General features: G+C 31.5%; 14 protein-coding genes. All 14 read left to right on the forward strand.

The annotated features are described in order from the left end of the window. Nucleotides 1–1,511 precede the first annotated feature (1,511 nt). The 14 genes from AC4GZ8_RS04740 (at nt 1,512) to AC4GZ8_RS04805 (ending at nt 13,051) form a co-directional block, all read left to right on the forward strand. Nucleotides 1,512–2,351, forward strand: a complete 840-nt coding sequence (locus AC4GZ8_RS04740; protein WP_491080658.1) for a leucine-rich repeat domain-containing protein — start codon at nt 1,512–1,514, stop codon at nt 2,349–2,351. A gap of 237 nt (nt 2,352–2,588) precedes the next feature. After that, on the forward strand, nt 2,589–3,158 hold the full coding sequence (locus tag AC4GZ8_RS04745; RefSeq protein ID WP_491080659.1) for a GNAT family N-acetyltransferase: 570 nt from the start codon (nt 2,589–2,591) through the stop codon (nt 3,156–3,158). A gap of 142 nt (nt 3,159–3,300) precedes the next feature. Then, entirely contained in the window at nt 3,301–3,693 is a 393-nt protein-coding gene (locus AC4GZ8_RS04750; RefSeq protein WP_491080862.1) for an HIT family protein, read from the forward strand. A gap of 387 nt (nt 3,694–4,080) precedes the next feature. Further along, nucleotides 4,081–4,722 (forward strand): DUF421 domain-containing protein, encoded by a 642-nt coding sequence (locus AC4GZ8_RS04755; protein WP_491080660.1) that lies wholly within the window; start codon nt 4,081–4,083, stop codon nt 4,720–4,722. Nucleotides 4,723–4,998: 276 nt separating this feature from the next. Then, nucleotides 4,999–5,394, forward strand: a complete 396-nt coding sequence (locus AC4GZ8_RS04760; RefSeq protein ID WP_491080661.1) for a GNAT family N-acetyltransferase — start codon at nt 4,999–5,001, stop codon at nt 5,392–5,394. A gap of 228 nt (nt 5,395–5,622) precedes the next feature. Next, entirely contained in the window at nt 5,623–6,264 is a 642-nt protein-coding gene (locus AC4GZ8_RS04765) for a hypothetical protein (RefSeq protein ID WP_491080662.1), read from the forward strand. 508 nt (nt 6,265–6,772) lie between these two features. After that, complete coding sequence (locus AC4GZ8_RS04770; protein WP_491080663.1) at nt 6,773–7,369, forward strand: class I SAM-dependent methyltransferase; 597 nt, start codon at nt 6,773–6,775, stop codon at nt 7,367–7,369. A gap of 264 nt (nt 7,370–7,633) precedes the next feature. Continuing rightward, entirely contained in the window at nt 7,634–7,999 is a 366-nt protein-coding gene (locus AC4GZ8_RS04775) for a UCP019853 family protein (RefSeq protein WP_491080664.1), read from the forward strand. 292 nt (nt 8,000–8,291) lie between these two features. Continuing rightward, entirely contained in the window at nt 8,292–8,948 is a 657-nt protein-coding gene (locus AC4GZ8_RS04780; protein WP_491080665.1) for a hypothetical protein, read from the forward strand. 568 nt (nt 8,949–9,516) lie between these two features. After that, nucleotides 9,517–9,891, forward strand: coding sequence for an HAD-IIIA family hydrolase (locus AC4GZ8_RS04785; protein WP_491080863.1), 375 nt, complete (start codon nt 9,517–9,519; stop codon nt 9,889–9,891). 239 nt (nt 9,892–10,130) lie between these two features. Next, the gene (locus AC4GZ8_RS04790; RefSeq protein ID WP_491080666.1) at nt 10,131–10,466 is read left to right on the forward strand and encodes an ArsR/SmtB family transcription factor; all 336 of its coding nucleotides are present in this window, start codon (nt 10,131–10,133) and stop codon (nt 10,464–10,466) included. A 12-nt stretch (nt 10,467–10,478) separates the two neighbouring features. Then, nucleotides 10,479–10,973, forward strand: a complete 495-nt coding sequence (locus AC4GZ8_RS04795) for an SRPBCC family protein (RefSeq protein ID WP_491080667.1) — start codon at nt 10,479–10,481, stop codon at nt 10,971–10,973. Nucleotides 10,974–11,121: 148 nt separating this feature from the next. Then, nucleotides 11,122–11,631: an SRPBCC domain-containing protein gene (locus tag AC4GZ8_RS04800; RefSeq protein WP_491080668.1), complete on the forward strand. Its 510-nt coding sequence runs from the start codon at nt 11,122–11,124 to the stop codon at nt 11,629–11,631. Nucleotides 11,632–12,382: 751 nt separating this feature from the next. Next, nucleotides 12,383–13,051 (forward strand): DNA alkylation repair protein, encoded by a 669-nt coding sequence (locus AC4GZ8_RS04805; protein ID WP_491080669.1) that lies wholly within the window; start codon nt 12,383–12,385, stop codon nt 13,049–13,051. Nucleotides 13,052–13,221 lie beyond the last annotated feature (170 nt).

A 13,221-nucleotide genomic window follows, 5' to 3' on the forward strand; every position in this document is an offset into this window, starting at 1 on the left:
AACAATTACATTATATTGATAATTTAGACAATAATGAGTGTAACAGCATTAAGTTATTGAACTAAAGAGGAGCGATTGTTCAAGAAGAATAATCGCTTTGTTCTTATTGATCTAAAAAGTGCTGTTGAGTTGAAAAAGAAGTTATAATAGTTTTAGCTAATTTCTGAACAGGGAATAGTCATGTTTAACAAAGCATAAAAGGAGATGCTAAAATAAGCCGTCTGTATCTTTTTGGAATCTTCTTTTTATTTGTAACACTATCTGGGTGCTCGTATATTTCCCATATTGTTGACTCTAACGATAACGATGGCAATGAGCTAATAAATGATAAGTCTATTAAAGAAATTTCTACAGGGGCTATTGATCTTTCAGAAAAAGAAGATATAGTAGAAATCGCTGAAGCAACACTTGAAGAAAAACAAGAAAAGAATATTGGTAATAACTCCACTTCAACACTTAAACTGGATAGTGTTTCCCAAGAAGAAATGGAACTTTTAAAGGAAGCGTTGAGGATATACATATTTGATGAATATATGGGTAGCTCTAATTATGGTTATGCAAAGGGAGTTAATTGGGCTGAGAATTATTAGGATAATCTAACTGCAGAAGAGATTTGGAATGTTATAGAGGAATATAAAGAAATGAATAACAATGAAGAAGGAAAATTGTTTGATCGCTAGTTACCTTTCTGTGAATGCACCCATAAAAGATAATTGGGAAGAATTATTTTTAGAAAACTGGAATAAAAGCCCTTACCCTGATGATAGTGAAATAGAAACTTGGATTGATAAGGTGATTCAGTGTGGATCTATAAGGATACTTTGCCCTATACAGGTGAAAAAGACAATTTTCCATTCATAACATTAGGATAAGAGAACCGGTGTTTGGCACGGATAAAATTTCTTTAATAATAAGTTTTGTTTAATTAATAAATGTAAGTAATAATAGCTTGAATTTAAAATAAAGGCTGCTGTATATTTTATTCTTAATGATCTAGTTTCTAAAAAAAGAAATTATTTAAAGTTATAAATATAATATAGAGAAAATAGAAAAGTAGGTATAATATGAAATTTAGAGTAATTAAAGAGGCTATATTCGTAATTGGAACTTATACTTTTCTTCTTCTGTTCTTTTATAGTTTTATTGATACAAATTGGAGTAATGAGAAATTAAATTATTTCAATCCATATATAGGTATTTTGGGTTTGGTTGTTGTGGTTGGATATATCAAAAGGTCTCATACAGTTTTTAGCAAAGAAAAATTACCTCGGGATTAAAATTTTTGCCATAATTTTTAGTATACTATTACAAGTGTTTTTAGTATCTCAATTGAAATTCTAACGTATGCTTATTGAACTTAAGGGCAGCGATTCTTCATAACGAGGGATCGCTATTTTCTTCTTATACTAACAGTGCAGGTTAGCAGAAGAAGGTAAATAATATTAAGGATAGAAATAATTATTTTTATAAGCCATTTCTGATAAGTGAATTTACTACAAATGGAGGTATTTATGCCAATTTTAAAAATAGGAAATGTCTGTGTTAGGAAAGAGTCAAATGATGATACAGTTATCATCAAGGATTCTAATGCAATTAATGAGAGTGTTAAATATATAAATGAGTTTAATGTAAAGAATGTAGATATAGATGACTTTGATTGGGATGATTTAAATTTCCTAAAGGAGTGTTTATCAATTGAAAAGTTGTCGATTCTTAATCATTTTATAAAAGACCTTAGTGGAATTTATGACATAACAAAATTAAAAGTATTGTCAATAAATGAAACTACAACCAAGGCAGAATTTAGAATCGATGAGTTAAAGAATTTAGAGGAATTGTATGGAGAATTACCGAAAAACACCTTTGGTATTAATAAATTAAAAAGATTAAAAAAGGTGGAATTGTGGGGCTATAAACCAAAATCAAGAAACCTAAATGAATTTAAGAATATGAAAAGTTTAAATGTAATAAGTTTAACACAATCAAGAATTGATACTCTTGAGGGGATTGAAGGAATAGAAAATTTAAGAAGCCTTGGATTGTACTATTTAAGAACATTAAAGGATATAACATCATTGCAAGATGTAACGGCATCCATTACTGAATTGTTTTTTGAGAATTGTAAAAGCGTAGTTGACTTCTCTCCTATCCAGAATTTGAAGGAACTTGAAAAGCTTAAAATTTTATCCTGTGGAGATATACTTTCACTCAGCTTTGTACCAAAGCTAAACAAATTAAAGAGTCTTGTGTTTTCGGAAACCAATGTCTTAGATGGAAATTTAACTGTTTGTGAAGGAATTGAGTATGTTTACTATACGAAGCAAAACTTAAAAGCTAAGGAAACTAATTGAACAAAAAGGAAGTTCTTCTTCAACTCATAGGTGCTTTGCTTCCAAAAGGAGCAAGGCATTTTTCTTATTGGTCTAGGGAAGCAGGTTTGTTTTAAAAGGATAAACCAGAATAAGGATGAATATAGTTTAAAAAGGATATTTTAATTTATTTGGAGGGTATTTAATGAAACGTAATAATGAAGATAAGGAGAATAGCAAAAAATTACTAATAACACTATTTATTAAAGGGGGAATCTTATGAATATAGATGAGTTTTTAATAGGTTTGCCTACTTTTGACACCAACCGTCTGTTGTTAAGAAAAATAGAATTAAATGACCTTGATGATATATTTGAGTTTTCATCTGACCCGGAAGTTGCTCACCATATGACTTGGGAAGTGAATAGATCAAAAGAAGAAACGTTCAATAATTTTGTTAGTGTAGTTGTTGAGAATGATAAAAAAGGTCAATCTGGAGATTGGGCCATAATTCTTAAAGAAAACAAAAAGGTAATCGGTACTTGTTCTTTTATTGATTGGTCTAATGAACATAGTAACGCTGAAATAGGATACGTCTTAAATCGAAACTATTGGGGCAAAGGTTTCGCAACTGAAGCAATTAAAGAATTAATCAAGTTTGGCTTTGAAAAAATTGATTTGAAGAGAATTCAAGGCAGATGTGATATTGATAATATTGGTTCTGAAAAAGTAATGTTGAAGATTGGAATGAGTTTTGAAGGTACTCTAAGAAAAAACGAATTTATTAAAGGTGAGTTTCGTGATACAAAGATATTCTCTATTTTGAAAGAAGAATACTTCAAAAGCTAAAGTGTAGAGATACTTCAATAACGGGGTATCGCTTTATTACATATAAGGGTTTTTAGATATAGAAGGGAATTCCTTTTCATAAATAGAAATACAATATAGAGGTGATAGTGTGAAATGCTTTGGGTGCAGTTTAGCTAATAAGATGATTCCTGTAAATGTAGTCTACGAAAATATCTTTGTTTGTTGCATTTTAGACCATGACCCTTTTAATGAAGGGCACGTTATGATACTACCGAAAGAACACTATGAAGATGTTGATGAGCTAGATGTAGAAACCGCAAACGCCATTATACAGGCATCAAGGTTACTTTCAAAAGCTATAAAAGCACTATATAAACCTGATGGAATAACAATCTGTCAAAATGGAGGAATATTTAGCGAATTATCCCATTTTCATATGCACGTTGTGCCAAGGTATAAGAATCAGTCATTTGCTGATTTTTATTTAGAAACCCCTTCAAACAATGAATGTTTAAAAAATAAATTGTCAGGTACAAGGGATGAATTAGTAGAAGTTATAAAGAAAATAATTTAACCCTTATTCTTAACTAAAGGTGCGATTGTTCAAGAAAAATAATCCCTTTTTTTAATCGACTAGCGGTCTGTTTGCTTTCGAATTGAATATCCTTTCTCTGTCTGTTCATCTGTACATGCCCTAATGTAAATCGCTGTATCATGAAATCACCTCATAATAATAATTGATTAATTAATGAAGGATTATTTTGTAGATTTAATAGAATCTAAAACTTGTTCTAATTTATTTTAAAATAAAACCCCTTTTTAGAAAAGGGATGAAGAATATAATATAAAATTTATATTGTAATCATATATTTGGCAATAACGGTGGTTTTTAATGGATAATAAAGGATAAGTTGGGAAAGAATATCATCAAATCTTTTCAAACGAATGGTGGTTATTTTTTATGGAATGGGATTATATTTGGAAAGCGATATTAATCATTCTTGCAGGGACCGTACTTTTGAGAATTGCAGGTAGGAAAACAATTTCACAAATGACATTGGCTGAAACTGTTCTTATGATTGCTATTGGGACTTTGCTTATTCAACCTGTGGCAGGAAAAAATATTTGGACAACCTTTTTGAATGGTGGTGTTCTTGTCGGAACACTATTAGTATTGGAATTTATACAAATGAAATCTGACAGTTTTGAAAAAATGATTACTGGTAAAGCAAAGGTGTTAATTGATAATGGAACTTTGAATGAAAAAAACTTGAGGAAACTTAGGTTATCGGTGGACCAACTTGAAATGAAACTCAGACAAAACAGTGTATCAAAAATAAGTGAAGTAAAATGGGCAACGCTAGAACCAAATGGTCAATTAGGTTTTGAATTGAAACAGGATGCTCAGCCCATAACGAAAAAAGAATTTGAGGATTTTAAACAAACACTGATTAATTTAATACCTAGCAATTCGCAACTTACTCGTATAAACGAAATTTTAAACTTGATAAACAAACAGTATAAGGACGAAAGCCAGGAGGACATTTTTGCAGAAGTTCAGAATAAAGCACATAAAAATACTCCACCGAAGCTTTTACAATAACCTTGATAACGGCAGCACTGAGTTTAATTTGTTATATGGATTTCAATATATTATTGAAAGTAAAAAAAATTTTCAATTTTCAACTTAAAGAAGGTTTCAGTTAAATGAAAATGTTGTGAACTATTTGACTTAAAGTAACGTATGCTTTGCTTCAATAAGGAGCAAGGTATTTTTCTTATTTGACTAACAGTGCAGTTTAGTTAAAGAAGGATTAGGACTATATCGTATTGAAATAGTAAATAATAAAGGGGTTAGAAAGGCAAAGGAGAAAAAATAATGGATTACAAAGTTATTATAAATCTTCCAGTATCTAATAATGAGGTACCAGATTTAAGAGAGAGTGTTGGATGGGGAAGACGTGATAAAGATTATCCTGCTTTATTTGAACGTTGTAATTTTTTGGCTGGGATTAGAGCTAAGAATAATAAACTTATAGCATTTGGGTATGTTTGTGGAATGGGCTTGGAACATGGATATATGGAAGATATTATCGTACATCCTGAGTATCAAAAAAAGGGGATTGGAGTTAATTTGGTAAAGGAATTGTTACGAGAAGCAGAACGCTTTGGACTGGGAATTGTAACTGTATCCTATGAGGAAAGTAATACAAAATTCTACAAAACTTGCGGTTTTATACCTGGTTCAGGAGGATTATGGAAATCATCCAAATAAAAAGCGATACTCAACTAAAGGGTACAATATTTAAACAAAGAGTATCGCTTTTTCTTATTCAAGTAAATTGGTAGTTTACTTGAATAACAAAAAAGTAAAATGTTACTTTCTTTTAAATGTTAAAATGAAATTATTATCTAAAAATTTGGGGAAAACGACTAATTTCCGAAAAACATTTTCCCTAATTAGTAATGTAATATTTTATTTAATTTATGGAGCGTAAATTTAATGAATGTAAACATGATGCAAGAAGTTGGGAAATGGTCCCATACTTACAATCTTACTCTTGATAATAAGACTCTTTATGGTACTGCCAATAGAAGGGTAGCACTTGAAAAAAGGATAATTACATTAACTGATGAAAACAGCAAAGTAATTATAAATATAATAGAAAGAGGAAAATTATCCCATTTTATTGAAAAGCTACCGATAATTTCTTGGTTTAATTCAGTTACCTTTTTAATAGAAGAGGAAGGGGAAATTATAGGGGAAATAAACGCTCCTAAGAGTTTCATTCAAGAAAAGTTTTTCATAAATATTAATAATTTCAATTTTAGTTGTTATTATCATCGAAGTGGTTTAAAGGGTGACACATATTCCATTTTTAAAGGTAATAATCAAATTGGACGGTTAAAAAGAGAGAAAAAAGTTAAATGGAAAGCTCATACATATTATGGAGAGTTCGATTATGATACAGATTATAAGTACAATGCTATTTTCATGATACTCGTTGACGTACTATTGCACACTGAGGATATAAACATTAATGAAACTATTTATCAAAATGGCTACGAATTTTATTGGGGATTAGATAGTAGATTCGGTAAAAAACCGAACTTGAATTGGAAACCAAAACTTAAAAGTGAGTAGAGGCACCTATATTATTAGGTGTCTTATTTGTAGTATAAAAACTGCTTTTGCCATTTATTACTGCAAACTCATAAAAAAACTTTTTAATTTTCATACAGGTGCATTACTTCAATAACTATTTTCAGTGAAAGAGGAGCGATTCTTCAATATGAAGGACTGCTTTATTTTATTAAAGATCTACCACAGTTGGGCGCTTCAATTGAATAAACACATGAGAGGACTTCGGTTAAAGGACTTTTTTTATGCCGATAAAATAGCTGGAACTTGTTCATCAATCGGGCTATTTAATGAAGTAAGACTTTTAAATATATCTGGATATTTATGTTAACATGGTGCTTTGTGATAAAAAAGGGGGGCTGGTGCAAAAACTATTTGATGGAGACATAGAACCTACATGGCTGTTCAATGAAAGATTATGATGCAATTCCAAATAATTTATTTGATTTTTGCTATAATGACCACTATATAGGTTTAATTTTTACTAAATAGGGATTTGGAGGTGTGGAGTATGGAAAATAACGTTTTTGAACAGATGGCAAGAAGATATGATACAGAAGAAAGAATTGAATTAGCAAAAGTTATAGTTAAGGAAGTAAGACCACAATTACGAAATAGTAAATCAAAAACTTTAATAGACTATGGGAGTGGTACTGGTCTAATTAGTTTAGAATTATCAGATTTAGTAGATTCTATTTTGTTGGTAGACTCATCGAAACAAATGTTGGAGGTTGCGAAAGCTAAAATTTCTCACACAGGAAATACCAACTCAAAAGTACTCTATTCAGATTTTACTCAAGAAACTCCTGAACTTAAGACGGACATAATTTTAATGTCACTAGTCCTTCTTCATATTCCGGATACTAAAAAAATTTTACAAGAACTGTTCAACATTTTAAATAATGATGGCAAGCTAATTATTATTGATTTTGACAAAAACGATAAAATAAATCATCCGAAAGTTCATAACGGTTTTTCACATGAAGAACTGAAAAAAATATTATCCGAAGTTGGATTTAAATCAATTGAAATTAAGACATTCTTTCATGGTAATCGTATTTTTATGAATCAGGATGCCTCAATGTTTATATCCAGTAGTATAAAGTGATTTCTTGTTTTTTATTTCTTAGTTCACATAATCTCTAATATAAGAACCATTCATATCAAAGGTTTTGATCTTTGACATTTTCAAATATCATTAATTGATTTTAAGAGTGGAAATCACATTTTAGTTATTCCAGAAAAGGGCGCTTTACTTGAACAAGCAGCAATGGGAATCTTCGATTGAAGTATAACTACTTTCCATGTTAAAACTGCAAAGGAACTTTCCAATAAAGCACCAAGTTTGGGAATAAAGTGAAGGAGATTATAGATGAAAATATCCAAAATAGAATGGCATTCAGAAGAAATTTTAGAGGCAGAAGTTGAAGTTTCTGATGGTGAACATAGGGTAAAGTGTTTTGCACATCCATTGCAATATGATGTAGGAAGTTCACTTAAGGAACCAATCTATTGTTATGATGTTACTCAAATAAGAAAAGTAGTAGAAAATAAATATAAAGTTGTCAAATTAGGTAATAATTTTAATTATCTATTAACAGGACAACTAATTGATAAAAATAATGAAATTGTAAAATTAGGAGAACTATTATTCGTATTAGACAGTAGTCTGATTCCAGGAGATATAAATGAAGGTGACTATGTGTCATTTACTTGCGAAAGGTTAGATATCATATAAATAAGTAAACTTATAATTATATTAAATGAATTACACTACTAAACCACGGCGAATGAATTTATCTTCGTGGTTTTTATATTTTATAGCAAAATAAATGTAATATATCGTCAACCAAAATTCATAATTATAAAAGATTTAATCCATTTTTTTTATTCCACCATCGTACCAGATTATGGAATAAGGGAAGGAATATTACAGAGTAAATCGAAGCTTTAAGTTATTCAATTAACAATGGGTTTTCCATATTTATAGATAGACGAAGTACAAAAGGCTAACTTGGGGAGGAGCTTATATGTTAAGGAGCAAACTTATTTCTGATTTAGCAAATAGAATATTGAGTTTAAGAATAAACCATCCCGTACGAGTGGGAGTTAGTGGAATAACAGCATCGGGAAAAACAACACTCGCTAATGAGCTTGCTGAGGAACTTGCATGCAGAAAAAAGAAGGTTATTAGAACAAGTATAGATAATTTTCATAACCCAAGAGACATTCGTTACAGGAAGGGGAAGGAATCAGCTATTGGCTATTACGAGGATGCCCATGATTACGAGTTCTTTAAGAAAAAGCTTTTAATTCCTCTAGGACCGAACGGAAACCTTCATTACCAAACCACCTCTTTAGATTTAGCAAAGGATGAGTATGTTGATACAGAAGTAAAAGTAGCAACCAAGGAAATGATTTTAATTGTAGATGGGACATTTTTATTCAAGCAGGATTTGTGTGACCTTTATGATTTTAAAATATTCGTTAATACTGACTTTGATTTAGCGAGAAAAAGAGGTGCAAAACGGGAAGAACAAGCTTTTGGAAGCTATGAAGAAGCCGAAGAAATGTTCATTAAAAGGTATCATGCAGCTTCGAAAATCTATTTAGAGCAACATTCACCTCAATTAAATGCGGATGTAGTCATTAAAAATAATGATTTAAGTAATCCAGATTTTGTTTAGAATTAAGTAACTTTTCTTCTTTGCTAAAAAAGGCGCAAATGGAAGAAAAATAAGCTAATTTGCATCCGTTTTTCAATTTTTCGTTATTCCATTAAAGGGCGCAATCCTGGAAAAGGATAAGCGCTCATTTTTCATTTTTTAATCGTTTAATAAATACAATACCTATTAATGCTGCAATAATTAAAGTGAATATTAGTATTCCAGCAGGATTCAACATTGACATACTAACTCCAACTCTCATTAACACCTTTCATTTAAGATAATTCTATAATATACAATTACTATGTTTCTCATAAAATTTATATGTAATTTATAAATTGGCTCAAATTTTTTGAACAGTGATCTTCAACCATAAAGCGCCTTTCTGGAATAAGGAGAGGTGCTTATTTCAATTTAAGCCAATAATTTTAGAAAAACAAGGATGACGGTTATGTTGAAATTAGGAAGATATTGTAAAGTATGTACTATAACGAACAGGCAGGTTCGTTGAAGTTGATTTAATATTAAATAATTGATTCTTATTGGGTGAGGAGTTCATTTTAATGAATAATATTCGAAAATAGAAGCTATATTTTTAGACCGTGATGGAACAATTGGTGGTGATGACACTGTACACTATCCAGGAACATTTGAATTATTTTTTCATTCTCAAGAATTAATAAGCAAATTAAAGAAAGATGGGATTAAAGTATTCTCATTTACCAATCAACCAGGAATATCTGAAGGAAAAGCAACTCCACAAGATTTTATTAACAAACATACCATATTTGGTTTCGATGATACTTTTATTTGTCCACATAGTCACAATGAAGACTGTATTTGTAGAAAGCCTAAAATAGGAATGCTTATCGAAGGTGCAGAAAAATATAAATTAAACCTAGCAGTAACGGCTGCATTTAGTTACATTACACTTTTTCTTTTAAAAGGAATAAAAATGCCTTAATGAATTAAAAATAACAAGAAAATAATTATAATATTCCTTTACAGGTATATTCCTAATGTGGTATATTCTTTTTGAGGAATACGAAAACACATGTTAGAACTCCAAAGTATAAGTTCATTTCTCGAGGAGTGTATGCAAGTTGGGAGGGTTATTGAGACTGAATACATGTTTCAGATTATTACCAAGAGTATAGTTATAATAAAATTCAGCTGTTTTATGGATAGGGGTAGGTTCTATATATGGATACGACAACATTGAGCGCTCTTGCCGAACCCAATCGTTTACAGATTGTTGAACTATTACGAGAAGGTCCCCTTACTGTTGGGGAAATTGCAGAACGTTTACAAATTCGTCAGCCACAAGCATCTAAACACCTCCGTGTTCTTAGTGAGGCCGGAATAGTTAAAGCACAAGCAGATGCGAATCGTCGTATTTACAAATTACGTTCTGAGCCATTTATCCAATTGGACTCATGGCTGGCATCTTATCGTCAAATTTGGGAAGAAAGATTTGACAACTTGGACGATTATTTAAAGGTAATGCAAAAAAAGATGGAAAATAAAAATAGTGAATGATGGAGGATTCATATGGTAGAAATAAATGCGAATAAACAGACCACCGTGGAAGTTAAGGGACCAGAACTAATTGTCAATCGAATTTTTAATGCACCGAGAGAAACTGTCTGGGAAGCGTGGACGGAACCAGAACACGTAGTAAACTGGTGGGGGCCAAAAGGTTTTTCAATAAGGACATCTGAAATTGATATAAGGCCAGGTGGTATCTGGAGATTCATTATGAAAGGACCGGATGGCGTTGATTATCCAAACAAGATCTCCTTTCGTGAAATTGTAAAGCCAGAGCGTCTTGTTTACACATCCAGTGATGATATCGAAGATGATCCAGGGCAATTCCAAACAATAGTTAGTTTTGTCGAGCAGGACAATAAAACAATCCTTACAATGCGATTGATCTTCCCTACTGAAGAAATTCGAGAAAAAGTGGTTAAAGAGTATGGAGCCATTGAAGGAGCAAACCAGACACTTGATCGCCTTGAAGAACAGTTGAGAATAATGGATAAATAATTTACAAGTTTGGCAGGTAAATGTAAATGTCAGGGTAAAAAGGATATTATCATACTTTCAAATTGCTTAAATCCAGACACTTCACAAGTAAAGGATATGGGATATACCGCAGATGGTATTATTAAAAATAATCTTTGGAGGAATTTATATGTCAACTAAAATGATCAAAAAAGTAGTGGATAACGTACTTGTTCTTGAACGTGAGTTTGATTCACCTAAGGAATTATTATTCAAAGCATTTTCGGAGTCAGAACATCTAAAGAAGTGGTGGGGACCGCGTGGTTGGGTTCTTACCGTATGTAACGTTGATTTTAGAGTAGGTGGAATCTGGCATTATTGTATGAAGTGTATTGATGAGAATCAAAGAGATTTTTTTGGATCTGAAGCTTGGGGTAAAGGGGTTTATCAAGAAATCATTCAGGATGAAAAGATCGTTTATATTGACTATTTTTCAGATGCTGAGGGTAATGAAAACGATGACATGCCTTCAACTCACATCACCTTATCATTTGAAGATTATGAAGGAAAGACAAGGCTTATTAATCGTGCAGTATATACTTCTGCAGAAGCACTAAAAACCGTCCTAGATATGGGAATGGAACAAGGAATTACTGAAACTTGGGATCGTCTAGAGGAGCATATTACCTCCATTAAATAATGGTTCATTCAACTAAACCTATACGGAAAAAGGCGATCCACCAATAATGGATTGCTTTTTTTCTGTTTAATTCCTCTAAAATATTTAAAAGTTAGCTTTAGAGATAATTTTCTTGTTCAAGTTTGTAAAGAATTGCACTTAAACTAAAGGCTGCGATTGTTCAAGAAGAATAATCGCTTTTTCTTATTGAGCTAACGGAGCAGTTTTCTTCAACAAGGATAGTGTTTTCATAGTAAAATATTGGTGATTCTTTAAGTGAGAAGAATGCTATTGGAGGGGAAAAAATTCCTAAGTTTGCAATGAAACGATGTTTTGCATTAAGACTATTAGTTTTTATGATTCTCATGGCATTTGTTATTTTTAATGGTTAAAAACAGAGAGTTTTATCACATTGTTGATAACACCTTTATTCTTCATAGGATAGCCTTGGTACAGTTATTTTAGAAAAGAACAAAAGTAAATTTGTTTAGGTCATCGTTTTTGTTTTATAGTTAATGAATAGCTTGCCTTTAATAAGGGTTGCTGCGGCAGCTTGAATGCTCTTTTCGTATCCAAATAAAAGGAAGTAAATTAAAGATCGTTGCTCTTCTATAATAGGTGGAGAAAGCTTTAATATGATATATGCTACAATATTAAAAAAGGTAAACTTTGGAGGGACACCACTGCAATACGACTTATAACGAAATTGAGTTCTTGATATATACCGTCAAGTACATATTAAAACAGTGCTTTAATAAAGGAGTTGTATAAAATGAATGAAAATAAAGGTACAGAAATAAAACGCTCTTTAAAAGCAGAAAACATTCTATCTCAGATCAATAGTAAAACTAAGCTAGGCGACTTACGAAAAATCGCGAAGGACATTAAAAAAGATCACGAACTAGCTATGGAACTATGGTCAACCGAAGAGTTTTTCCCTAGACTATTAGCAATCTTAATTATGGACAAAAAACTTCTTTTACAAGATGTGCTAAATAAGCTTGATAAGGATATACAGACTCATACTTTTGATGAGCGAAATAACTTAATGGATTGGTTAATGGCTAATCAGCTCACCAAAGACAAGAAGACAATTGCATTGATGGAGTCATGGGAAAATAGTCCTTCTGCTCTTCAAAGGCGAGAATTCTGGTATTATCAAGGGCGATTGAGATGGACTGGACAAACACCGTCTGATAACACCGAAGATTTGCTATCTGCATTAGAAGCTAATATTATGCAGGAAGAACCGGAAGTTCAATGGGCTATGAATTTCACCGCAGGCTGGATAGGCGTTTATGATGAAAAGAATCGTGCACGTTGTATTAAACTTGGAGAGAAAACGGGTCTTTACAAAGATGAAATAGTAGCAAAAGGATGTACTCCCAGCTATTTGCCGGAGTTCATTAAGATTGAAGTTAACAAACGACATAATAATTAGTTACCTCTGAAAGATTCATGAGGGTTTGATACAAAGAATAAAGGAATTCAAAGCCTCATATAAAAATTGTAATAGGCTTGGACCGCAAAATAAAAAAACAACACGTTATGGTAGCTAGTTAGTGAAATATGCAAGGAAGATGTAAAGGATTAACCCACTATCTCTTTTTG

It is taken from the genome of Metabacillus sp. RB-C-LZQ-3-1, from assembly GCF_058315175.1.